Genomic DNA, 26,147 nt, shown 5'->3' with positions numbered 1-26,147 from the left:
TCAGTGTCTGCTTCATATACTTATTCCAACAAAATTCATGCCTAAAAGCTGGCACACTGCACATTATCGTAATTTTACTGCAAAATACGCAATAATTATGCAAATAAACAAATTTTTAATCTGAAAATACTCCGACAAAACTATATAACCAACAAAATCATCATAACTCATAAACAAACTGGCAAGGATGCCATTCGCCCAATGATGCCGCAGCCTTTTAGCCCCAAGACAAAAAGTTTGACCTATCAACTGCATACAGATGTCAACCGATAACAGATAAACACCAAAGCGAAATCAACTTTAATCAGGGAAAGGACACTTTGAAATCAACCAAATTTAGGAAAGAACCCAAACTCCGAAATACAAAAAACTTTTTCGCAAAAAACTCATCACTCATCACAACAGGGTTTAACACTCTATCAATCAGCGACTTAATGCGTGACGAGTTGAAAACGCAACTCGTCACATCACTATTATTTCTCCATTTTCCGAACAATATAAAGCCAATATATTAATACTTTTAGCCGCAAAATCAGCCTCAACAGGCCAAATACAGCTGTGTGTGACGAGTTGCGTTTTCAACTCGTCACACATTAACGCACTGTCATTCAATACCTTACACACAATTGTGACGAGTGATGAGTTTTTAACAAAAATATTTTCTGCATACACCAGACTGCAACAACAATGCAAAAGCATACATTCCGCAATGCAAAAGGGCACATATCGCGATGTAATATGTGCCCTTTTGCAAGGTGATTAGCGGCCTTTGGCAGCATAACTTCAATAAGCCAAAATCATTCACCACACATATATATAATAATTCTACAAAGATATTGATTCCGTCTGTGTTCTCGCCTCTCTGACCGGAGAAAAACAAACGACAATAAGAACCTGAATAATAACGCCGGTTGGGGATAAAACCGATTTTACAAAAAATAATGCCGCATGAACTCGGACTGAGTCATACGGCATTGATTTTATTCTATATAAAGAAAAACTTTACACTCACTTCATCTTCACCTTTCTAACGGCTATCGTCCTGCCATCTCGCGTTATCTCAACAACCGCAACACCCGACACGGACGCCTGAATGTTCTCAACAGAAGATGATGCCACGCATGAAGCAGCCTGGACACCGTCAGCAGAATAAACGGCTATGCGGTCGCCTGCCTCAACACCGCTAACGCTAACCCTGTCACGCAATGGCGACCATGCGCGTATGTCCGCATTCTTATCGTCATCGAGCATACGGTTAAAGCTTATAGTGAAGCGTCCCGATATGTCGCCGCCTTCAACAGAGGTGAAGTCATAGCCGCCATCAAGCAGATTGGTCTGTTTGCCAGTCTTGGCATCTTTAAGCACTACACTTTCATAGCTGCCGGCATCACAGGTTTCAGGTATATAGAACGTGTACATGCCTGGTTCGGGCAACGTAACGCCAACAGCCACCTCACCGCCCTGGCTGACAGCTGACAACAGCGAATAGCGTGCGCCCGAGCGTGCAGCGTAAAGCTGCGCTACGCTGTCGGCAGCCATCCACTTGACGCCATCAGAGGCGATGTCGAAATAGTTGCGTGCCTCATTTTCAGGCACAGCGTTAAGCTGCAGCACGTCGGTCTTGTCTGCCCCGGCAGCACGCGTTGCTCCGGCCTGACTCAGGCCTACCGTAAGATTTGCAGCCGCGGCATAAGGCACGCCGTCTTTCTGCTCAGAGGTCTTGATGCCGACTATCTCTGCATCCTTCAAGGTTGCAGTCTGTGTGAAAACTGCATCACCGGCAGGAATATAGCCTCCGGCAGTTTCGCCGGCAGTGTTTATCGTCTTATATGCACCCTCTGTGTATCCATATATAACGCGGCCATATTCCATGTCGCCATAATTCATTGCGCAGAGATAAGGCGAACCGAAGAGGTTCCAGCTCATGTTCTCCTTATGTGTGAACTTATTGCCAGCTGACGAACTTGAGTACCATGGTTCATTATAGTTCCATTTATAAAGCACGACGCTCTTGTCTGCTCCACCCTCACTATACTGTTTTCCACTGAAACGCACCGTAAGATTATCGTTTGAGGTGTTTTCAATGAGGAAGCCCTCTGTTGTTCCTATTTGCGCAAAGCCGCCGTCTGTCCATGCTTTTCCGTCAGATCCGTCATACTGATAGCTGTAAGCAGCACGCATCTGTCCACTGTAGCGCTTCAAGTTATAACCGCTTAAAGGACTCATACGCTTAACTTCAAACGGCATTACGGCCAGGTCGTTGCCATTTACTGTTACATCGCGTTCAACAGCAAAGTTTGTCAGCGAGATGTAATTGCCGTTGCCGCGCAAACCTGCCTGATGTTCCAGAAGCAGGTATCCGGGGTTGAAGGCGTTGCCATTAGGATAAACTCCTGCTTTGACCGAAAGTTCCTGTCCCTTGCGTACATACACCACTGACCTGCCAACGGGATAGTCATCTGCCGTAATAGCGTAATCGCTGCTTATATTCCATGTCTCAAAGCAGCCGTTATCAACTGCGTTGCGGATTCGCCTGTTGCCTATAAGGTCGCGCTCATGGCCTACTTTCATTATATACTCGTTTATATCCGTCCGGTTACCTGTCGGATCAATATCCTGCGAGGTCTCCATCAACTGATATTCCCAGTAATCGTCCGTAACATAACTGTTCGTTTCTGCAACAGAAGCCCGGTTGTTACCACTGCCGGCTGCACCGTTTATGGCTTCCGCCGACGTCACATTAACCGCCTTAACAGCATTGACTGAGCCCAACACCAACGAATTATACAACAAACCGCCTGCGGCACCCTCAACACCATTATTAACAATCGAAGTGGAAAGTACACCGGCATTAACCACCGGCTTGCCAGTAATCTCAAATCCATCTATCACGCCGTCAGCACCTATGGCAACGTTCTCCAATGAAGAGCGGCTTGCGGCAACCAACATGCCTTTACGCTTACCCAACAAGTCAGAAACAATGCGGTCTGTTTCTGTTTCTGCACTCCGCTCATCATTCATGCTTCCATACACCTTGGTATTTCCAAGAGACATATTCAGCAAGCCCGTATCATGATAATTGCCGTGAACAAAAACGTAACCATTCTGTCCTGAATGTCCCAAAGCATACAAGCCGGCCAAATCAACAGCACCCTGCAAGTCGCCAAGAGCCGTCTCCCAGCTCTTTCCGTCAGCAGTTGCCGTAAGGTCAGCCTTAACATAGACAATAGGCTGCAGCGGTGCTTCATACTCGTATGCACCAACATCTACCGACCCGTCAACAACTCGCTGGTTATTGCCAAGATCCTTCTCTTCAGCCGGAATTGTCTCCGCTGCCAGAGCCTGCTCTGCATAATTGGCATTGCTGCCCTTATTGAGCAACTTCACACTTGGGCGTATACGATAATCGCGATTATAGACATCTGCATTATCCGGATCGCGGAAGTTAGGACCTTCATTGACATTATCGTTTGCCACACCACGGGTTATTGCCACATTCTTGTTGTAATCGTCTGTTGTCAAATTCTGTGTATCGTTATTCCATGAAACAGAGTTATAAACAGACGGCACTGATGCAGAGGTGGTAAGATCTGCCTTGTTATTGGCAAACGTTGCATTCACCACCGTGGTCCGGCTGTCGGCTCCATTAAGTCCTGTACCTCCGTCGGCAAACAGCGTATTGACGAGCAAAATTTTGCCCGACGAACCAGAAACTATATTCAATCCATTTACCTTATTGCCACGGAAGCCTGCATTTTTAAGCGTAACCTTGCCTCCGCCCGTACTTGCTTGCATTCCTGTTCCGCCGTTTGAATTTTTGTTTATAAAGGTAAGTCCTTCTATCGTTACAGGCTTGTTGTTGGCCGCAACGTCCATCAGCAGGCTCGTTACGTCGGAATTGCTCTCCTGAGTTGTAATTACTGTAGGCTTGCTGAAATCCTGAACACCCGACTCATTATATGAGCCTTTCACATTCAGCGACTCGCCATACTGAGTATCACCCATAGACACTGTAAAAGCCGTACCTGTTGACATTCTTGGCAATGAATACTCACCGGCTTTAATATAAACAGCCTTATCCTTAACTGTACCTCCTGTAGGATTGGCCATAGCCGTCAGAGCTCCGCGCAAGTCAGAAGTTGCATTTGCCCAGTTTGATCCATCTGCCTTTCCGCTCTCTACCGTTGCCACATATATAGCATCCATCTGCGGGAACGTTATTTCATACTGATATTCATATAAGCCTATGTCTATAGGCTTATCGGCAGAAGTTCCGTCTTCTTTCAAAGGACCAGCATAACGGAGATATGTGTCCATATAGTCTTTATATCCCATGTATTGTGTGGCATATTCGCCGGCATTGCTCCGCATCCAGTCTGCGTATGCACCGTCAATAGTTCCGCTTCCGGTTTCCACCTTATGAGTTCCGTCTCCGGCATCAGTCAATACAGATATTGCAGCAGGATTCCATTGATTGTTGGCATCATTGCCGGCTACACCTGCTGTTGATGAAGGCTTGGTAAAGCGAGGTCCGGTTACAGAAGTATTGTCTGTAGAAAGAAGAATATTGGTATCGCTGTATTTTGACAAATCAACAGCATCGCTCGCACTGTGAGTGATCGACGTGTTTGTTTCGTCTGTCTGCGGAATATTCTCACCTGTAATTTCATTACCCCACATTAACGTATTTGTAATAGTATTTTTGCCATTGTGGTGGTAAATCACCGCATTGCTTTGAGCCTTATTTCTGACAAAAGTATTATTCATTAATGAAACTTCAGGAACATAATTCGGTCCAATTATTCCATCTGCATAATTTGTTCCGATGGCTCCGCCCTGGCCTACCGTCTCATTATTAACCCAAAGCGTATTTACAGCATATAACCCTGCATAGACCTTAGGAGCATCAGAAACGCCCGCTACATATACAGCTCCACCTCTTGGCAGCTGAGTAGGCACTACAGGCTGGGCATTATCCACCGTGCCGTTACCGGCCAGAATGGAATTTACAATGGTCAACTTGGCGTCACGCATATAGACAGCTCCGCCGCGAACTGCAAAATTATTGATGAGACGGCAGCGGTTAAGCAGATAAGACACTCCGTTAGAATAGATGCCTCCACCTCGACCGATTTCGTCAGTATCAGCCGCATTACTTAATATGTTTGAAGTTTCACCGTCCATAATGGTCAAGCCGTCTAATATAACAGGATTAAGCGGTTCCTGATTTTCTTTTGCATCAGAATAAACTACATGATAAACATTCTTAACCAGCTCTGACACGTTGACATTGCCTGAGAGAATTACCTGACTGGCAAGTTCCCACGGCTCGTTGATGCCATTCTGATTAAAGTCAGAATAAGCACGGTTAGATAAAATTTCACTGATGTCTCCCATGCAAGTAAAGCTGCCAGTTACCCCCGGAATAGATACAATATCCTGACCATCGGCTGACTTAGAGGTAATTTGTTCTGTTCCGTTAAATCCTCCATAGATGCTCACACCTTGCGGAATAACATAAGAGTTCTGTCGCTGGTCTACAGTCTCAGTGCTTGCATCCATACGACGGTAACTTGGTTTATATGTGCCGCCGGCCAAAAGGATTTCAAACCTGTCTGTTTCTTTAGCAACACCATTTTCACGCACAGCCTTGATATACTCCAACGCATCATCAAGCCATGTCAGCGATGTATAGAAAGAACGCCCTATATATTTGTCCATATCCTCACCTTCGGGCAACTGCACATTTGCACCTTGTGACACGAAGATGCGGGTAAGCAGGACGTCTGTAGGTATGGTTCCGCCTTCAAACGCGAACGCTCCGGCATCAATACGAGGCATATCAGCCTGAATACGGGGTATGCCCTGCATATCAACAGAAGAGATACCTAACCGACTGGCCATAGCGTCCTGATATTCTGTATCCATGCCATGCTTTATCAGTGGCGAATAGGCCTTCAACAATCGAGAAGACGATGCAAAGTAAAGATCTTCATTGCGTTCCATTGTCGTATTTTCAAAATTAGAAGGCATCTCATATGTCTCAACAAAAGAATGGTTGACAGGATAAAATGCGGAAATGCCATGCTCAACAGAAGACCACACATCATCCTCTAAAGCTTCTGTCAAGACACCACTGATATTTTTGTCAGAAGGTGCCGTATTACCCCACAATATTGAATTGGTCACCATCATAGCACCATCCTCGAGGAACAAGCCTCCACCTATAGATGAAGCAGTATTGTCAGTCACTGTACATGACACCATGTGAGCTCTGCTGTCTTTACCGGCATTTGTATTATCTGCATATACCCCTGCTCCATTTTCTGCCGTATTATCCATAATAAGCGAACCAGATACAACGCCTCCGGGCAAGACATAAAGTCCACCTCCTTCAATAGCCTCGCAACGGGCCACAACACAGTTGCGCACATGTGCCCAAGATGGTACTACAGCACCGCCTCCACGCGTATTAGGATTGCCGTTACCGGACATAGATGTTGCCTTGCCGTCAATAAGATAGATACCGTCTATGATACTCTTCTTATCGTTGCCGTTCCAGTCAGAAGGCTTCTCGCCGAACGTAACGGTATGATATCCGTTCACCTTCTGTTCCAACGAGCTACTATTATTTATAGCCGACAAAACAGTTTTATATGTAATCGGTTCGCGCTTATATCCGTCGTTGTCATCATCCCAGTTGCCATCCTTATCGCTGAACCCGCCCATCACAGTAACGCCATAAGGAATTACGTAAGTATAGCTCTGCGGATCATCCTGATTACTTAGTGTATTTGCGTTATAAACAAAAGAAGCGCTTTCATAACCGGCAATTTTCACAATTGCATCCATTCCTGTCTTTGCACGCTCACCTGCAGCATTAAGCACACGCTGCAGTTCCATTGCACAAGACGCATTTTCTAAAGAAGATCCATCTGATGTTCCGGCTCCATTCTGCGTAACATAATAAACTCCATTTTCATCCGGCTTAATCTGTATGGCATCTGCACTTTCATAAGCACCTTTGTCAACAGTACAATACTGAATACGTGTGGCACCGGCTGCATCGACATAAATGTCGTTATCTTCAACATAAATATTGTTTCCTTTATTAATACAATGTAAACCGGTCGTATTATTCAATAGTTTATAATTATCATCAAATGGCTGATTAGCCTTTGCCTTTGAAATCATCTGATTATAATCATTGCTACCGATATTCATTTGGAATGTAGCATCAGGATTGTTCCATAATTCAGATGTAGTTTGAGAGCTTTCGGCAATAGAAGCATAACAGTTGATCAAATTTTTGTTTGCTGCAGCCTCTGTTCCACCATCAGAATATCCAGGTCCTCCCACCTGAATAGTATTCTCACCACCGGTTCCATTGCCTGCATTTCCCCAAAATATACAATTATAAAACTTTGAATTCTTCGAATCATCCCAAACGCCACCAACAACAGCGGATTTACCATTTGTATTACCATAATTATATGCGAATGTGCAATTATAAAAAGTTCCAGCACTATTTATAAATACGGCAGCTCCAAGTATATTTGAGCCCCATGCCAACCATCCAGACCCTACGCTTGTCGCAACATTATCCACAACAATAGAATTAATGAGCGTGCCTCCATTCATGTGAATACCCGCACCACAGGTATATCTGTCATTATTTTCTTTATTCGTTTTATTCGCTTTTATGATACAGCCATCAACAATAGAACCAGATGACATACTAATACCACCGCCACCTATAGATTTTGTATCACTTCCCCATGAACTATATGTATTTGTATGCGTATTATTTTGAACAAGACTATTTTTTAACTCACCGTTGCTCATCAACTTAACACCTGCTCCATTACTGTCAGCATTGTCTCCTTTTGTAGCTCCATTCTGAATAACAAAACCTTCCCAAGTAGTAAGTTTATTAAAGTTTGCCGGCTGTGTCAAGACTCGTCCACCACCCTGTCCATCTATAACAGTCATAAAGTTGCTGTTGGCATTAGATATGTCGCGGTTTACACCATCTAGCTTATTGTCAGGATTGCCTGTCTTGGCAAAACCACCAAGCACATTGACACCATCCTTCATTGTTACACGCTCATTGTATGTTCCTGCAGCTACCCATATAGCTTCAGTGGCAGTTGAAGCCGTATTCAGTGCCGCAGTAATTGTTTTCTTTGCACTACTCCAAGACAAGCCATCATTATTATCATCACCATTTTCACTACGTACATAAATTACAGTTCCGTCAACAGGGAGCTGTGCCTCATAGGCACCTAAATCAGGTGCACCTCCACGACTACGGGCTGACAACGTAATGTCCGTTGTTATTCCACCAATAGCTTTTCCAACATTAACTATCGGGTTCTGATTTGTAGGCTGGAACGACGAGTAGCCGCCTAAATATGTGTCAAAACCCAACGAAGCACCAGATGTCTTTGTCGGGTTAGAGAACTGAGCTGTAGAAATTTCTATGGTGTGGGTATTTGCCGATATGTTTGCCGTTGAGAATGAAGAAATCAACGAAGCATTGTCAGAATAAGCCTTGCCATTGTTATTAACTATAGTAACAAAGTTAATTTTCAAATTTGCTCCATCACCGTTTACCACAGCTGCAGTTTCAGTTATATTCGTATTGTTATTTACGACACAGTTATTCATCGTCAAAGATGCATTACGTGCATCAATAGCCGAACCCTCTTGAGCCGTATTGTTCTCGAAGATACAGTTGTTCACCGTAACATTTGCTCCATCATGCACAAGCAGACCTGCGCCATATTGACGGCTTGCCTCACCTGCAGCGTAACCGTTAATAATATGAAATCCGTCAAGACAAACGGCAGCTCCTTTAGCAACAGTTATACAATGATACAATCCATCTTCAATATTCTTACCTTCATGATTACCGTTTATAACAGAACGATAAGTCAGTGGATTACGTTCAACCGAAATCTTGTCGTCTGATCTATGATAGCCTCCATAAATATACAAAGTTGCCCCACTTGCTGCTGCAGGAATGTCTATAGTTGCAGTTTGCGGATCAAGGTTAGTAAAAGCATAACGCGGCCATATATCACCCTCCATCACATGCACCTCAAGGCGTTTGTTTCCAACCGTTTCCTTATCTAGACCTGACAAATAGGCAATAGCCTCATTAAGTGAGCGATAGCCATTTGCCCATGAACTGCCGTCATGAGTAGCCACAGCACATTCAACATCAACATATACTTTCAAGGCATCTCCTGTATCTTCAGGATTAATATTGGTAGCCTCAACCGAATAAGCACCCACAGCCGGTTTCTGAGCAAATCGTGTCCCGGCAATATCTATTTCAGGAGCAACCAGCACATCATCTGGGAATGTACCTAACGTCATACCACGAGCACGCAGATTTGCTCCCGTTACAGGTTGCCAGAAATAGTTAACATCTTCCAATAAACCTGTTACACCTGTAGACTCAGGCAGGCCTTCGGCAACAAAGTCAGGACTGAGCACGCCTTCTTCAGCAATATTATTGCTCTCTGCCAACGAAATTACTTCCTGCTGAAGCACATTATTCCAAACAGCATTGTTTATACCAGACAATGCTGTATACAAGAAACGTACATTAGACGGTGTTGGATTCTTTGCATACATCGGTATATTACGTTTCTGGATAGTATTGTTCCACAAAACAGAATTGATTACAAGTCCATATGAATCAACATACAAGCCACCACTCTGTGATGCATTGGCAGAAGTATTGTCTGTTGCCGTAGGGCAATCGTTGTTAGTTATAGTATTCTGCATCAACACTCCACCTTTTGCACAATAAACAGCACCATTAAGACGACTCGTATTATTTGACACAACAGATGTTGAAAGGATGAGATATTCAGGATGCGGCTTGCCGTCTGTCCAATTGCCGGTGTGTGCAAGATAAGCGCCCGAGCCATTGTTGGCAGAATTGTTAGTAAGCATAGAGGCCAACACTATACCGGCATTGTCAACATATACAGCTCCACCGTCACCGTCGGCATTGTTATTATATATCAGCGAATTCATAACACGTCCGCCGTACATATAGACAGCACCGCCATTGCCCGTAGACGAGTTTTCTGTAACAATACACTTCTCCAATGTTGCATTAATACCCATGTAAACACCGGCTCCACGGTCTGTCATGAAGTCTGCCACGCCTTCACCTCCCTGAGCATAACCTCCACGTATGGTTACTCCATTAAGTATGGTTGATTTGTCGAAACCGCTTTTGCCTTCTGAAGGTAGGGGTGAAAAGAAAACAACATGACGTGAGTCGCTCGTCAAAGTCCATTTATGATTTGACTCATTCCAAGATGTCTTGCTGTGTTCATAATAAGAACCTTCGAGAATGGTCTTATTAACAAAATTCCACGGCATTTTGCCCACTTCACGTTCCTGCTTACTGCTTTCATCGCCAGCAAAGCCTCCATAAACACTAATTCCGTCACGCATAAGGAACGATGCAGAATAAGTTGTTCCACTGATAACCTGTACCTGTGGTACATAAGTTCCGGCAGCCACCCAAACTTCTCCAGGAAGATTCTGCGGATTGTTCTTGGCCAGTTCGTCTATCATGTTCTGCAAGTTACCTGAAGCATTTTCCCAAGAAGAGCCATCGCCTGTCCCGGTTGCAACAGGTTTGACGTAACGTATACGTGTCGACAACATCTGCTGAAACTCATATGCTCCGATATCTATCGTAGAGCCGTTAAAACGCGGATTGCCGGCCATATCCTCACTGCCGTATGCAGACTGGTCGTAAGACTGCTGATCACCTTTACTTAACATTACCGACCCTTCAAGCACATTCCACGACCAAAGCGGATAAGCTGTCTGACGCCAGTTGAAATCACGGTCATAACTTGTCTTCAGCGACGGTGCGTCAAACATAGGAGCATTAGTGTCACCGCGGTTTTCTGCAGTAACATATATGTTTCCGTCTGAGTCACCGGTCTCAACTTCATGGAATGCGGAATTTTTGAATTCCGGTCTGTATTGCGTCGAAAGAGTTGAATTTCCCCAAATAATAGTATTTGCAACATTATATCCTTCGGCCTTATCGTTTATCATATCGATGCCGCCACTTGAATTTCTCGACACAGTACTGTTCACAACTTTCGCACCGTCAGCAAGGCGCAGTCCTCCATTCTCATTATTGAATATTGATGAGTTAACCACGGTGGCCTCGCCTGCCAGATACAGACCGCCACCGGCGTTCTCTACTGCAGCACGCTCTCCGGCTGCATTGTTATAAACAACACACTGATTTACAAGTGATGTGCTGTTGTTGACATTCTTTACTTCAGCATCAACGTATATGGCACCACCTTGTGTGGCATAGTTGTTCAACAGGAAGCAGCGTTCTATGCGGAAGATGCCGCCACCCGTATTATCGCCATGTATATATATACCGCCGCCCTTCTCACCAGAGCCGTCAGCATGGCCGTTGCCTATTGAGAATCCATTTATTATAGTGGGCGAAGTATTTTTATTGTTTCCTGAGGCAGGTGCCATATTAACATTCAGCACATGTGTGGCATTGTCTGAACGTGTTGTATTGGCAGGGAATATCAAGTTTGTATTGTCAACAACATCATCTCTCTTGATATCACCCGAAAGCACGGAACGATATTTCATCTGATATGGCTTTCCGAGCGTCTCACGGCTGTTGACGTTAGTTTCATCGCCCTTAAAACCGCCGTAAAGCTGAACGCCTGACTTCAAGCTGAACCCATCGGCAGGAGCTACATACAGCTGGTCGGCGCTCGTTATCTGTTCAAAGCCCTGCACCCATATCTGGTCGCCGGCAACGGCATTCTGCAATGCTGTTTGCAATGTCGTAGTAGTTTCCCACGACGTGCCGTCGCCAACACCTGTCGGGCTGACGTAATAAATCTTTGTTTGTGCCATAATTCCTAAATAAGAACCCAGGAATAAAAGCAACATATAAAATCTGAATAAAGTCCGCATCTTTATCATTTCATTATTCTTTTACGATTATCTTTGCAGATACTGCTACATTAATATTTTTTGTTGTCTTTACTGATATTATCAATTTCTCAGTATGTCAGTTTTTATTCATGTCTGCCGGCTCAATTCATGCTCAGCGTGATACTTCCACTGCCGGTTACGCCCTTTATCGTTGCGTTAACCTTATACCAGGCGGCCTGCTGCAAGACATAACTGAAATTCATTGTATATCCGCTTCCGGTAATATCATTGCCGTCTTTTCTTGCAGAAATATTAAATGTCACACTCGGTGTCGTTGCACCATCAGTGAACGTATAATGATACACGCGACCGTTGCGCTGACTTATCTCTGAGGTGTTATAGAATGTCCATGATTTATCTTGATTATCCGGTGTCACACCTGTAATCTCCGGGAACAATCGGCCATATTCCTTTCCTTTATATGTAAAATCTGTAACCTTCACATCTGTATATCCTTGATCGTATGCATCAGCAGCATCCCACTGTATGTCTATTTTAGAGGCAAGACGGGTAAGCGTCATTGTCGGTATGCTGCCTATCTCACCCGTACCGCCAACTTGTATTTCAAACAGAGCCGGCTGGTCGCCGCTAACAGCAGTTTTATAATACCCGGTGGCTACGCTGACAAACTTAGCTGAAGCATTATCGTCTGTTCCGGCATAATCATTAGATATTGTCAAGGCTTTCACCTGCTCATTATCTTTACAGTCACTTATGCTTTGTTCCGGGTTATACTGAGCATCACTGCTGTATGTTACGCCGTAAATATATGCAGAACCAATTTGTGCATCGACAGTAAGAAGTTTTACTCCTTCACGGCCGTCATAATTAGGAAGTTTGTCAAAATCATCTTTTGTTATAATTGTTTTTTGCACATACGGTCCGTCTTTATACGCCAATATCACCGCCAGCCTGTCCCAGTCAGATCCTTCTTCCACGCCCGTCCCCGGATCACCTATACGCGTCAGCCCTGACGTCGCAGGAACTGTCACAAGAAGTTTGACCGTTTCCATATCAGTCTCCGGCGAAATAGAGTCTTCGCTTTGGCATGCCGTTATGGCTAAAGCTGCGGCACATAAAAGAACATGTATTTTAGAGATATACCTCATGTCTGAACGTGTATTTTCTTTATTTTACTTACATAAATTATTCCGGAAGGTTCTGCTATAACATCATCAAATTTCAATATCAAAATCGCCTCCGGGCTTCCAATCCAACTCAACCGATACACCGACTTCGGGATTTTCTGTCACAACACCGCCTTCATCATTCAGCTTCACTTTTATCACCTGCATCTCGCCTGCCTTAAGCGGATTTTTCATATACAGTGTGTTCTTGACATATTTTCCGTCGGGCATCTGTGTTATCAGATCCATTTCCCATATACTTCCCTCAGCCACTGTGGGGTCGTCTGTTGCACGTGATTTTGCAGTATTTGCCGACGGGAAACATACAGAATGGAACGCAAGCAGTCCGCCGCCTTCCGTGCGGTGTGTCCTGATTACGGCCTCATTGTCGTATACAAAAGTGCTGTCTGAACAATGCAGACCTGACGACGTGCGGCGTGTATACGCCACAAGTGCCTTTGCCGGTGAATTGTTTGGATTTACAACCAGCACAGGTACTGAGTTGACCATATATAAGGGCACATAGAAATGTCCAAAAACATTGTCCATAAGCATACGGCCATATCCCATATAGATAGCAGCACTGTGTGAGTCGAGCGTATCGGCCTGTGCCTGGCGCAGACTGATGCCTGTGTAGGTTGATGCGCCGCTGATAGTTACCTCACTGACAGAATGAGTAGCTGCAAGGGCTATATTGTGGTAGTCGCCACGGTTCATATAGATGGTCATTGACAGACTGTTGGCATCAGGCTCAACGGTCTGATGCTGAGCCAAGTTGCCGTCTTCTAATGTAAAGAACGACAGATCCATCACAGCGGCACGCTCGCTCATAATGTCAGTCATATCAGAACGCAATGCCGCAGCCAGTTGCCGTTCTGCCGGTGTGGTAAGCTGCTGGTCGAGCGTCTGACGAAGTGATGCGGATAATTCCAAACGATAATCAACGGAATAGTTTACACCGCAACGCGACAAATCTTCATCTATACACGAAACAAAGGACAACGGAAACGCTGACAACAGCAATGCCGACAATCCTGCACAAAACTTTGAACAATAATTCTTATTTTTACGCTTCGTCATCATTCTTAACACCATTATTATTTCTTCTTTTTCTAAATCACCGCACTCACGGAAGATTAACGGTTATCCGCAAGCGTTTTCCGGTTGTAGGCGGAAGCCCTACGAAAGGCTGCCGCCTGGTTAGCATTTTATACAAAAAATCCTTTCAGGACAAAAAGATCATTTGTATTATTGAATATCTACGTCAAACGTATGGCCTTCTTCCCAATTCAAATCAACAGACATACCGAGCTGTAATGACGGTGTGCGAAGATCAGGCAGACCATTATAAGCTGACTTCAGATTTGTAATATTAAATTTGGCAATAGTATTATAGTCTTGTTTAAAGATTTTTTCGCCAGTTTCAGTAGCTGCGCTTGACTTCAATTGTCCAACTAAATAAAATTTACCGCCAGCAGGAATTATCATACCGTCTTTGCCATAAAAATCTTTATCACCGTTCACAAGTTCTATAGCCACATTGACATCCTTATTTGACTCTGTTTCAAAAGCCAAAGTATAGTTGGTTATTGCACCTGTAAAATCAGAAGAATATTTTGCACACATTCCTTCTGTCATAGACTTATCATATATTGTTTTGCTGCCAGTTGCTGTCGGTATATAATTCCAGCCAACTTCGCCCTGTCCGCCAATCAATATACCTGTAATCTTAAATCCTTCACCGGGAATTTCAACAACAGAACTATTATGACCATCATCCTTTGAGTCAGGAACACGCTGTGCGCCAAACTTAACCTGAGTTGAAAGACGGCCAACTCCATAATTAATGGGCTGTTCAATTGCTATCGAACGAGTTGTCGGAGCCACAGAGCTGCCTGTCATTGATCCAACAATCGCTGTCCAATCAGAAGCGGCGTCCATATCAACTTCTGTATCAGCAGTCTTCACATTGCTATTCACGTAATAACATAAAGCTGCAGGATAAACATAGCTGTCTAATGATGCAACATTAATTCCTGTATTTCCTGAAGCTGCAACAACATCAAATTTTGTCGAGTTCCATACAACCTGGGCTGCACCATCAGGCAGATTTATATTTTCAGGATAACCGGCCAATGAAGAGCCTTCTCCATAGCTCAGTTTTCCATCAGACTCTACAACACCATTACCGGCCTTAATAGCAGCCTTAATAGCTGTAGCCTCAGCACCGTCTTCTTTTGCCAAAGCATTATAAAGATACTGCATCAGGCACAATACACTGTTAGAAGAACCTACAGTCGTTTTCAGAAACTCATCACGCAAATCTTTCAACGTACCTTCTCCGGCAGCATCCCAACCTTCAGCATTTGCTACAGATGTCATCCATGCAGCCAATGCCGTAGCCTTTGCGTCTGTCTCGTTGGTTGTTATATTTACAGGAGAAAATTTAATATTTGACAAAACAGAATAATCGCTCGGCATTGTTACTGCACCTTTATCAAAATTAGTTCCTGCCTCCTTATTTGCCTGACCATAAAGGATTACAGCACCTGTACCTACAGGAATGGCAACATCATTATAAACCTTAGCGTTAGAAGTTGCAGACAGATTGTCACTGATATTACCCAAAGTAATAACAGAACCAAGATTCGACTCTGTTCCTGATGCAGGCATTGAGGCAAAAGGTATCAGCTTTATATCTTTCATACCGAGGAAGTTTCCATCCTGCTGGGTGTACTCTCCTGTCATCCTCGTCTTAGCTGCTGCAGGAATATTAATTGCAAACTGTGTTTTTACGCTCTCTCCATCATAGGTTGGATTGGTGTTAGACAACTCATCCTCAGAAGAGCATGCAGTGAAACTCACTGCGCCAATAAGCAGCGCTGCTGCTCCATAGGCAAAATTTCTGTTATAAAACTTTTTCATAAAGAATAATTAATTTAATTAAGTTATAATATTTTGTTGTTTATTTCTCTTTCAGCTGTTCCGCCTTCATTATAGCTTCATACTGCTCAAGGTTTCGCTTAGCCTGTACGTTTCCGTCGGCTGCGGCACGCTTCATATACTCCAGACCTTTCTGCCTGTTGCCTGTCATGTAGTAAGCCACTCCAAGCGGACTGAAGGCTCTCTTGTCGTCCTTAACTGTAAGCAGTTTTCTGAGAGCTTCGTCATATTTCTCCTCCTGCATCAGTTCTGTAGCCTCGTTTATGGTCTTGGCCGCCGTGTCGGGCACATAGTCATAATATATCCGCAGATAGCCCGAATTGCGCTGGTCGCTCAACACGTTGTCGCGCAGATACGCATACGGACGTCCACCGTCTAGCTGTCTTATCATCTGTTCGCGCTTATCCGGATTTTTCTCCGTATCTATTATGTGCAGAAGCTCGTCGCGCCCATCAAAGCTGCCGTCGGCTATCTGGTCGCGCAGCTCGGTCCATGCCTCGCCGCCATTGGCGCAGTCAAACAGCTTATCTGATATTTTCACCCTCTTCTGTATATACGCCTTCAGGGCATCGGCACGCCGCCCTGCCAGACTGACATTGTTTTTCTGTGAACCTTCAACAGAAGCCAGACCAACAATCTGTATGATCTTAACCGACGATGTAGAGTCGGCCATTATGCTGCGCGTAATGTCAACAATACGGTCGAGCGTCTGTGCGTTGTCGCGGAAGTCACGTTTCAGCTCCGAACTGTTCAGAGGATAATGAACATACAAAGCCCCCTTCTCCTTGCGCAGTATGCGCGTATTGTCGTAGGGCTTATACTGCGATACGTGCATCAGCACCGGATTATCCTTCTGCAGCTCACCAGCCTTGCCTGCATTGTCCTCAACAACGGCAAGTGCGGGCACAAACTGCGGCACATACACCATATCACCCATACGCCTTCCGGCCATATCCTCAACATTGCAGCATCCTTCTTTCTCGCGTGCCACGTCGAGGTATACTTTATCCTCCCATATCCAGGGACTGTCGGCACGCCTGAGCATGACGTCATACCTAACTTCCGAGCCTAAAGCCACCTCATCTGCCGTGGCCTGCTGAGCATTATTATAAAATCGTGCACGCTCCGTGTAGCGCATGTTGCGCTTGCCTCTGAACACAGTCGGCTTCAGCAGCAGGGTGTCGCCCTTAGCAGTTACAAGACGGGGCGTGGCTATAACGGCATAATTGCTGCCTACCGAATCGCCTTCAGTCAACACGAACGACAGCCTGAGAGCCGTAGAGTCTATCCACTGAGCATCAACGCCGTTGCCGCGCAATGCGGACGCATTACAGACAGATGAGCCCAATGCCAGTAAAAGAATTGAACTTAAAGATCTCATCATTGTTGTATCTTGAGATTGTATTAAATTAGTCGAGTATGCAAAATAAAATCACACCGACAGAAATCATCAATGCGACTTACTTAATGTAATATATAACAGAGATTGCAAGTTTAGTAGGCATGAAAACACCCTTTGTGTCTTCACCAATTTTGCTTCCGCACACAGCACATGCATATTTGTCATAACGGGTTATGCCATATCCAAGGCCGACAACGCCCTCTATGCTCCATCGCTTTCCGGGCAACATCCAGCTGTAACCATAGACAAGGCCTACGGCACCAAGGTCACCCTGGAACCTGTACTTCTCAAGGTCTGAAAAAACTGCCGAAAGGCATCTTCACTCCGCCGGCATTATAATGGGAATAAAGCAGGTTGGCACCTACAAAATGCCCCGAAAAAGGAGAACAGAGCCAATAGCGTGCCTCAGGCTGAATGGCAAAATGCTTCAACTTTTTGTTATCAGAAAATGTGAACGGATTGTAACCCGCCGAAACATCAAGAGTCCACTTTGACGACAGACGTGTTTCAACAGATGCATTAAACGTTGCTGTTGTCCAATACAAAACATTTGTCTTAACTGCCAAATTTTGAGCAGTTATAGTAATTGTATCGGTCAAAAACAGCATGCCCAACACTAAAGCTAATTTTAAAAATCTTGACATTCTTATTAATAATCTAGTAAGTGCTGCAAAGTTAAACCTTTTTAAATTGAATAATCTATTCCACTTATATATATTAAATCTTATTAACTAGTGTCCGATAGTTTTAACAATATTAAAAAAATTTCCGACAGCAATCTAATCTGTAAACATAAAATTTACACATGATGTCGCAGAACGTCAGGAATTATTTTAAACACTAACCGGGCTATAGGCTACATCCCGTTTAATCAAAATCATGGCAATAACCGATAACAGACACCAACGTTCACATAAGTCTACTAAAATCAGACAAAGCCCTGCTTGAAGTCAACCGAAATCAGTAAATGGCAAGAAGTAAAACAGCAAAAAAGTTTTTTAAAAAAACTCATCACTCGTCACAACAGGCTTTAACTCGCTGCAAGCCAACCATTTACCGTGTGACGAGTTGCATTTTCAACTCATCACAGAGCAGCATATAACATATTTTTAGCTGAAATTCCATATTTACAGAGCCACGTTACGGCTAAAAAACGGCACAGAACGAGGCGTTGTGACGAGTTGAGAAAGAAACTCGTCACACATCAACTCTCTATCAGCCAATAGGTTACAAGCGTATGTGACGAGTGATGAGTTTCTTTAAAAAAATATTTTTCAGTAATATCCATTAAGCAAAAGCATACCTTTCATGCTGCAATATGCCACATATTACACTCTGATATGTGGTCTTTCACAATATGACTTGCGGCCTTTTACATTTCAGACAACACTCTCCTGCCCCATAGCTCATCGACGTGTGAACAGCGTTACGGCAAGTGAGGCCAGCGTGAGGCATACGCCTACGGCCACCACACCTGTCCAAGAGGCGGCATGCCAGCCCGTGCCGGCAAGGAATGTGCCGAGAGAACCTCCGGCAAAGTATGTTGTCATAAATATGGTGTTCACTCTGTTTGATGCTCCGGGGCATACCTCGAACATGCTTGCCTGATTGCTGAGCTGTATGCACTGCATGCCGATGTCGATGATTATCACGCCTGCTATCAGACCAACATAGGTGTCGCCGAGAAACAGGACTGATGCCCATGCAAGCAGCATAAGCGCGCAGCCAATGAAGTTGAAGCGGCGCACGCCTACGGTCCTGACGTGCTTGCCTACCGACGAGGCTGTCAGAGCCCCGGCAATGCCGCACAAGCCGAGAAAGCCCACCACGTCGCTGTCGGCATAGAACGGTGCCTGTGCCATCTTGAACGACAGACAGGCCCAAAGCGAAAGAAACGAACCGAAAGCCAGTCCGGCTCTTACGGAATATACGCGCAGGGCAGGATAATCGCGCAGCAGCGAGAAGAGCGACGCCATGAGCTTGGCGTAAGAGCCCTTGAACGTAGGCCGTATGTCGGGCAACACCTTCATTACGACAAAGGCGCATACGAGCATCAGCCCCGACGCAATGAAATACATGGCGCGCCAGCCGAGCACATCGCCCACCACGCCGCTGACCACACGCGAGGCAAGAATGCCTGTGAGCAGTCCGGAGATGACAATGCCCACGTTGCGCCCCTTATGCTCCGGACGTGAGAACTGCGAAGCTATCGGAACAAATATCTGCGGTATCATTGAGCCTACACCGGTAAGAAACGATGCTGCCCATATAACATAAATGCTGGTTGAGCAGGCTATGGCAAGGAGCGAGAACACGAGCACGCTGAAGTTTACGAGCACTATGTTCTTGCGGCGGCAGAGATCGCCAAGGGGGACAATGAAAAGCAGTCCGACGGCATAGCCCACCTGAGTGATCATGGCTATGAGGTTGGAACTGAACTCGCTCACGCCCAGGTCGCGGCCTATCACGTTGAGCAGCGGCTGATTGTAATATATATTGGCAACTGACACACCTGCAACAATGGCAAGTGTCCACAAAATTCGGGCAGGAAGACCGCCGTTCTCTTTAAGCTCTACTGTCATCTTCGTTACAAAAAGTTATGTGCATGTAAAAACATTCTTACAGGCATATCATTGATATAATATGAAAAGAGGCAGACATGACCGAAAAGAGTCTGCAAAAGACAAGGCACAAACACATGTCCATGTCATGACAGCAATGTCGATACACTGCCGCGTAAACGCACACCTGACTTTAGCACATTTGTGTATGCGCCAAAAGTCAACTGCCGCCAAGACAACTGCCGTGGCTATCTACTTGCGCATGTCTACGCCGCTGCGGCGGGTGCGCTTATAGCTGCGGTAGTCGTCAACAGGAATTTCTACGTCGGGCTCTGCCATGTCGCCTGCCGACGGAAGACGGAACTTCATGTACTTGATGTTGAGTCCGCGCTCAATCCACTGACTTTCATAATACGTCTGAATTGAAAGTATGCGCATGGTGTCGACATCAAGCCCCTCGGCATGATAAAGGTCTGTGGTTGAGAACAACACCGGGAAGGCGTTGCGCTCTGTCATGTATGTGGTGTAGGTGAAAAGGAAATTGCTGTCGGTCTTGACATGCACGATGCCTCCGTCGACAAGAAAACGGCGATAACGCTCCATGAAGTATGTACTGGTGAGACGCTTGCGCACATTCTTCATCTGAGGATCGCTGAACGTGAGCCAAATCTCCTGCACCTCGTCAGGACCGAAGAAGCGGTCGATGATCTCGATGTTGGTGCGAAGGAATGCCACATTCTTAAGTCCGTCGTTAAGAGCCTGCGTTGCACCTGTCCACATACGTGCGCCCTTGATGTCGACACCGATGAAGTTGACATCCGGATATAGCCTTGCCAGCTCAACGGTGTATTCGCCCTTGCCGCATCCCAGCTCAAGCACAATGGGGTTGTCATTGTGGAAATACATGTCGCGCCAGTGGCCTTTCATTTCAAAAGGCACATTCTCAACGACCGAATAAGGGTATTGAAACACGTTCTCATATCTCGCCATGTCGGCGAACTTAGCCAATTTTCCTTTGCTCATCTTAAAATAAATCATAATTCATAATTCATAAATCATAATTATTTGTCAAAAGACAGGCTATCGGTAATCAAAGAAATAGCCAATTATGAATTATGAACTATGAATTATGGATCAGTAATTTATAAATTATGAATTGTAAATTATCAATTATTCAATTACAACCTTTGTCCAGTTATGGATGTCGGGTTCTGTGCCATACTGTATGCCGCGCAGCTTGTTGTAGAGCTTAGTGCTGATAGGTCCGGGCTTGCCGTCCTTGCTGATAACATAGCTCTTCTTGTTCTCGAGGTCGTCAATCTTAGAGATAGGACTGATAACAGCAGCAGTACCGCATGCACCTGCCTCCTCGAATGTAGCCAGCTCGTCTTCAGGAATCTGACGGCGCTCAACCTTCATGCCCATGTCTTCAGCCAGCTGCATGAGGCTCTTGTTGGTGATACTCGGCAGAATGCTGGTAGACTTAGGAGTAACGTAAGTGTTGTCCTTGATACCGAAGAAGTTGGCAGCACCGCACTCGTCCATATATTTCTTCTCCTTTGCATCGAGATAGAACTCGCATGCATATCCGAGGTCGTGAGCCATCTTGTTGGCACGCAGAGAAGCAGCATAGTTACCGCCCACCTTATATATACCTGTGCCGAGAGGAGCAGAACGGTCGAACTCGCGGATGATGACATAAGGATTAGTTGAGAATCCACCCTTGAAGTAAGGACCTACCGGAGTAACGAATATCATGAAGAGATACTCGCTGGCAGGATGAACACCAACCTGTGCTGACATGCCGACGAGCAGCGGACGGATGTAAAGAGTTGCACCACTCTCGTATGTAGGTATGTAATCCTGGTTCAGGCGCACTACCTTGGTAACCATTTCCTCAAACAGTTCTGTAGGAACCTCCGGCATCAGTATGCCGCGGCATGTGCTCTGCAGACGTGCTGCATTCTCATCCATACGGAAAACGCGAACCTTGCCGTCAGGGCAGCGGTAAGCCTTTAGACCTTCGAATGCCTCCTGGCCGTAGTGAAGACACGTAGCAGCCATGTGCATCTTTATATATTCGTCAGAGCAAACTTCAACTTCGCCCCACTTGCCGTCGCGATAATAGCAACGTACGTTATAGTCTGTCGGAATGTAACCGAAAGGCAATTTTGACCAATCCAGATTTTTCATATTCATATTATTTTTAAAGTATACAACAAATTTTACTCAATCAACAAAGCCACTGGGGTTAACTATATGTAATGTCAGCCCCGGACTTACCAACGGCAAAAATAATAATAATATTACTAATCAGCAATTTTTATGACATAATTTATTAAAAATGTCAGTTTTATGCTGTTTTGCAGCCTGCCTGCGGGCATGTTCAGCCGTTGTTGTCGTCCTGAAGTATTTTCTTTATGTCGCTGTCAGCCAGGCTGAGCTTGTCCTTGCACAGCTTTATAAGCTTCTGGGCAGTCTTCAGCTGCTGGCTCAGGCTGTCTACGTCAAGCTCGTTGCTCTCCATCTTGGCGACAATATCTTCAAGCTGTCTTACGGCCTCTTCATATTTCATTTCTTTAGGCATAGTCTTTCGTATAATGATATGTTTATTTTTTCTTTCAATGTTACGGATGTTTTCCGCCCGCAGCCACACCTTTGTCTTTTGACGGCTTATCAGATGCCTGCACCACAGACAAGGCTGAGCCATGGGCAAAGCGTGTCTCGATTACATCGCCCTCGGCAAGTGCGGAGGCGTCGGTAACGGCGCGGCCGTTGTGAAGCGTAACTGAATAGCCCCGGCGCAGAAGCTGCGAGGGGTCGGAGGCGGCCACACGCTGGGCAAGAAGCTGCACACGATGGCTCTCCACAAGCAGGCGGCGCGAGGCAAGCGGTGCGAGCGACGCACCGACAGACTCGATATGCGAGCGGCGAACAGCCAGACCCGACGATGCTGCAGCGCAAAGACGGCCGTAGAGCGAGGCGAGTGAGGCCTGACGCCTGGTGATGACAAGCGACGACAAGGACGGTATGCCGGCAGCAAGACGCCCAAGGCGCATCGACTCATAGTCGAGACGGCGGCGCACAGCCGTAGTGATGCGGTCGCCGGCAGACATGATGCGGTCGGAAACACGCTTAAGGTTTTCAATAAGGAATGCAGCGGCTGCCGTAGGCGTCTTTACCTTTGTGTTGGCCACCATGTCGAGCACCGACTCGTCGCGCTCATGACCAATGCCGGTGATGACCGGAAGCGGAAAGTTTGCCACATTCTCGGCAAGGGCAAGAGTGTCGAACCCCGACAGGTCGCTCGTGGCTCCTCCGCCACGGATGATGACAACACAGTCGAACAAGTCGGCACACTCGTTGATGCGGTTGAGGGCAGCAATGACGCTCTGCTCCACCTGTTCGCCCTGCATGACAGCCTGAAACAGCTCGACGATAAAGTCGAAGCCATAGGCATTGTTGCTCAGCTGACTGCAGAAGTCGCCATATCCTGCCGCCGTGGCACTGGATATAACGGCAATGCGCTGGGCGAAGAGCGGTATGGACAGTTCGCGGTTAAGGTCGAACACTCCTTCTTCTTTCAGCGTGCGCACTATCTCCATGCGCTTGCGTGCCATGTCGCCAAGCGTGAAAGTAGGGTCGATGTCGGTTACGATCCACGAAAAGCCGTAGTTCTCATGAAACTGTGCATGAACCTGCAAAAGCACCTTCATGCCGGCATGTATGCGTTCGCCCGTTACGCGCTCGAAATGCGGACGGGCAAGCATCCACGTGCTGCGCCAGCACTTAGCCGAGGCACGGGCAACGGGAGTGCTGCCGAACTCGTCTTTCTGCACCAGCTCCATATAGCAGTGACCGGCCGACTCACGCACGTCTGCCAGCTCAGCCTCAACCCAATAGTCGCCTGGCATGCTTAGCTCGAGCGCATCTCTTACGAGCCGGTTGAGTTCAAGAAGCGATACGGTGTGTGTCATTTTGAGCGGTTTTGCTGCCGGCCCATGACGTAGGCACGCCAGAAATCGGGCACGCCATAGCCGTAAATGTTGTCAGGAGTGGAATAATTGTCGGAACAACGCCTCACGAGGTCGATAATCTCTAATGCCGTCTTGTCGCGCAGCGCCTGCCAAAGACAGGCCACCATGCCCGACACCACAGGCGTTGAAAACGAAGTGCCCATATCCTTGATGATGGTGCCTCGCCCCGTGATAACCGACGCCGGACTGCCAAGGGCCATTATATCGGGCTTTACACGGTTGTCGGCTGTAGGGCCTACGCTGCTGAAAGCGGCATTGCGCATGTTGGGACTCACGGCGCCTACGGTCAGTATGTCGTGTGCGTCGGCAGGCACATTGATTTTCTTCCATGAAGACATGCCGTCGTTTCCGGCGCTGTTTACAAGCACTATTCCCTTTGACGCCAGCATCGAAGCTGTGGCGGATATCAGTGCCGTATGGCCGTCGAGCTGAGCATATTCATAATTGAACGAACTGTCGTCGAAATCATGAAAGCCCAAGGAGCTGCTGATAATGTCAACGCCGACGCTGTCGGCAAACTCGGCAGCAGCAGCCCAGTAGTCTTCCTCGGCAAGGCTTTCACCCGTCTCGTCCTCACATCTCAGAAGCCAGTAAGCCGCATCGGGCGACGTGCCCACAAAGGTGTAAGGCACCTTTACGGCCATTACCGACAGCACTTTTGTGCCATGCTCCATCTCCTTGAAAACGCTCTTGGACTTCGGCACGACGAAATCTTCCCACCCGAGGATGTTTACATTCTGCAGACAAGGTATCAGATCGGTGTTCATGAATCCTCCGTCAAGAACGGCAATGGTGATGCCCTTGCCCGTAAATCCGTGATTATGCATACGCACACCGCCTATCATTTCAACTTGCTCGCGCGTAACGCCATAGTAGTTTTGCGCCACAGTGTCCCAGCGGTTAAACTCGGTGTGGTATTTCATTCTCGACGAAACCGCACTGACAGAATCAGGCGACGTCCATACTTTCCTTACGCTTTTGACAAAAGGCAGCGACAATAGCTGTCTGACACGCTCGGGCTGCTTGCAACGAACGAGCAGAGTGTTGTTCCATTTGCTGCGGCTAACCACCTCAACTCCGTCGGAACTTACGGCTGATATGTATGCAGGATTTATTGGCAGGTCGGTTGAGTCAACCTGAAGTCCCTGGCGTCTGCGGCGGTCGAGCGACTTCACCGATAGGTAATCTTCAGGACGAGCAAGGCTGTAAGGCGTGCCAGTCTTGTCCTTAAGCTCAACGCGGTACATGTATGTCTTGCCTCCGGGATATTTTTTCTTGCGTGCCCCGTCTGTGCCATAAGCCGACGAAGGCATGACAAGGGATAAAAGCATCAAAAGTGTTATAAGTTTTTTCATCTGCCTACATAAATTTAAGCAGATGCAAAGTTAACTTTTTTAAGCGTAAACGCAAAGACTATGCAGGGTTTATTTTCGCGTTTTCCTTACAGCGCCAACAAGGCCTGCCGATGTATTTTAAGCCATGTTAAGACCACGACGGCACGTGCCGAAAATGTTAAAACGGCAACAGGAGAATGTTAAATATTAACACTTGACAGGCCCTTTACGGCATGCTTGCCTGCGTATGGCGACAAGTATATACACAAAAAGCACAGGTTTTAAGCACGAAAAGCAGTGTATCACGATGCAAAACATGGCCTTTCGGAAGCCAAAAGACGGCCTTTTGCAAGACAGGACAAGGTTAAACGGCAGGCAGTTTCATACATCATGAATCAAGACAGAAGGCCAGAAGTTCACGGAAAGAACATAAAATATGACAGAAAGGACATTCCGCACATAAACAAACCGTAAACGGCCATGGCCAAATCACACAAAAAGCAGCAGGAAACATACTGCCGCAGATTTTCTGACAACGAAACTGCTGCAGGGCAAAACAGGCAATTTAGTTAACAATTATCAACTCAGGAAATGACACACATATTATAAAATAATGACAAAATCATGCACCGCAAAACAAAATAAAACAGCTTTTTACAACTTTTTGCTTTGTATTTAAGCCAACATGCAGTAACTTTGCACAGAATAAGATTGGTAAACAT

At 46.0% G+C, this 26,147-nt stretch carries 12 protein-coding genes and 1 pseudogene; all 13 read right to left on the bottom strand.

The features are described 5' to 3' along the window. Nucleotides 1-1,008: 1,008 nt before the first annotated feature. The 13 genes and pseudogenes from ACU52_RS01625 to ACU52_RS01570 all read right to left on the bottom strand — a co-directional run bounded on the left by ACU52_RS01625 (nt 1,009) and on the right by ACU52_RS01570 (nt 25,446). Nucleotides 1,009-11,940, bottom strand: coding sequence for a hypothetical protein (locus ACU52_RS01625; RefSeq protein WP_053397489.1), 10,932 nt, complete (start codon nt 11,938-11,940; stop codon nt 1,009-1,011). 182 nt (nt 11,941-12,122) lie between these two features. Further along, entirely contained in the window at nt 12,123-13,130 is a 1,008-nt protein-coding gene (locus ACU52_RS01620; protein WP_147630735.1) for a hypothetical protein, read from the bottom strand. A 66-nt stretch (nt 13,131-13,196) separates the two neighbouring features. Next, the gene (locus tag ACU52_RS01615; protein ID WP_147630734.1) at nt 13,197-14,243 is read right to left on the bottom strand and encodes a hypothetical protein; all 1,047 of its coding nucleotides are present in this window, start codon (nt 14,241-14,243) and stop codon (nt 13,197-13,199) included. Nucleotides 14,244-14,396: 153 nt separating this feature from the next. Further along, entirely contained in the window at nt 14,397-16,073 is a 1,677-nt protein-coding gene (locus tag ACU52_RS01610; protein WP_053397486.1) for a hypothetical protein, read from the bottom strand. Nucleotides 16,074-16,113: 40 nt separating this feature from the next. After that, nucleotides 16,114-17,475: an OmpA family protein gene (locus ACU52_RS01605; protein WP_082335106.1), complete on the bottom strand. Its 1,362-nt coding sequence runs from the start codon at nt 17,473-17,475 to the stop codon at nt 16,114-16,116. A gap of 76 nt (nt 17,476-17,551) precedes the next feature. Continuing rightward, a pseudogene (locus ACU52_RS15720) lies at nt 17,552-17,740 on the bottom strand (DUF3575 domain-containing protein); the annotation flags it as partial. A 40-nt stretch (nt 17,741-17,780) separates the two neighbouring features. After that, nucleotides 17,781-18,137, bottom strand: a complete 357-nt coding sequence (locus tag ACU52_RS15715) for a DUF3575 domain-containing protein (protein ID WP_262503031.1) — start codon at nt 18,135-18,137, stop codon at nt 17,781-17,783. Between the two features lie 762 nt (nt 18,138-18,899). Then, nucleotides 18,900-20,075, bottom strand: coding sequence for an MFS transporter (locus ACU52_RS01595; protein ID WP_021853852.1), 1,176 nt, complete (start codon nt 20,073-20,075; stop codon nt 18,900-18,902). A 231-nt stretch (nt 20,076-20,306) separates the two neighbouring features. Then, nucleotides 20,307-21,077: a tRNA (guanosine(46)-N7)-methyltransferase TrmB gene (trmB, locus tag ACU52_RS01590; RefSeq protein WP_053397523.1), complete on the bottom strand. Its 771-nt coding sequence runs from the start codon at nt 21,075-21,077 to the stop codon at nt 20,307-20,309. A 147-nt stretch (nt 21,078-21,224) separates the two neighbouring features. Further along, the gene (locus ACU52_RS01585; protein ID WP_021853854.1) at nt 21,225-22,247 is read right to left on the bottom strand and encodes a branched-chain amino acid aminotransferase; all 1,023 of its coding nucleotides are present in this window, start codon (nt 22,245-22,247) and stop codon (nt 21,225-21,227) included. Nucleotides 22,248-22,440: 193 nt separating this feature from the next. After that, entirely contained in the window at nt 22,441-22,641 is a 201-nt protein-coding gene (gene xseB / locus ACU52_RS01580) for an exodeoxyribonuclease VII small subunit (RefSeq protein ID WP_053397484.1), read from the bottom strand. Nucleotides 22,642-22,681: 40 nt separating this feature from the next. Then, nucleotides 22,682-24,031, bottom strand: a complete 1,350-nt coding sequence (xseA, locus tag ACU52_RS01575; RefSeq protein ID WP_053397483.1) for an exodeoxyribonuclease VII large subunit — start codon at nt 24,029-24,031, stop codon at nt 22,682-22,684. Further along, entirely contained in the window at nt 24,028-25,446 is a 1,419-nt protein-coding gene (locus ACU52_RS01570; RefSeq protein WP_053397482.1) for a S8 family serine peptidase, read from the bottom strand. Before ACU52_RS01570 ends, xseA begins: the two co-directional genes overlap by 4 nt. Nucleotides 25,447-26,147: the final 701 nt, after the last annotated feature.

Origin of the sequence: Xylanibacter rarus (assembly GCF_001275135.1) — a bacterium.
GTDB lineage: Bacteria > Bacteroidota > Bacteroidia > Bacteroidales > Bacteroidaceae > Prevotella > Prevotella rara.
The sequence above is the reverse complement of the archived record's forward strand: the minus strand, read 5'-3'. Positions and strand labels throughout refer to the sequence as shown.

Bases quoted from the DNA above. Each gene is read 5' to 3' on its own strand.
- ACU52_RS01625 (WP_053397489.1), bottom strand. From the start codon at position 11,940: ATGGCACAAACAAAGATTTATTACGTCAGCCCGACAGGTGTTGGCGAC.
- ACU52_RS01620 (WP_147630735.1), bottom strand. From the start codon at position 13,130: ATGAGGTATATCTCTAAAATACATGTTCTTTTATGTGCCGCAGCTTTA.
- ACU52_RS01615 (WP_147630734.1), bottom strand. From the start codon at position 14,243: ATGGTGTTAAGAATGATGACGAAGCGTAAAAATAAGAATTATTGTTCA.
- ACU52_RS01610 (WP_053397486.1), bottom strand. From the start codon at position 16,073: ATGAAAAAGTTTTATAACAGAAATTTTGCCTATGGAGCAGCAGCGCTG.
- ACU52_RS01605 (WP_082335106.1), bottom strand. From the start codon at position 17,475: ATGATGAGATCTTTAAGTTCAATTCTTTTACTGGCATTGGGCTCATCT.
- ACU52_RS15715 (WP_262503031.1), bottom strand. From the start codon at position 18,137: ATGTCAAGATTTTTAAAATTAGCTTTAGTGTTGGGCATGCTGTTTTTG.
- ACU52_RS01595 (WP_021853852.1), bottom strand. From the start codon at position 20,075: ATGACAGTAGAGCTTAAAGAGAACGGCGGTCTTCCTGCCCGAATTTTG.
- trmB (WP_053397523.1), bottom strand. From the start codon at position 21,077: ATGAGCAAAGGAAAATTGGCTAAGTTCGCCGACATGGCGAGATATGAG.
- ACU52_RS01585 (WP_021853854.1), bottom strand. From the start codon at position 22,247: ATGAAAAATCTGGATTGGTCAAAATTGCCTTTCGGTTACATTCCGACA.
- xseB (WP_053397484.1), bottom strand. From the start codon at position 22,641: ATGCCTAAAGAAATGAAATATGAAGAGGCCGTAAGACAGCTTGAAGAT.
- xseA (WP_053397483.1), bottom strand. From the start codon at position 24,031: ATGACACACACCGTATCGCTTCTTGAACTCAACCGGCTCGTAAGAGAT.
- ACU52_RS01570 (WP_053397482.1), bottom strand. From the start codon at position 25,446: ATGAAAAAACTTATAACACTTTTGATGCTTTTATCCCTTGTCATGCCT.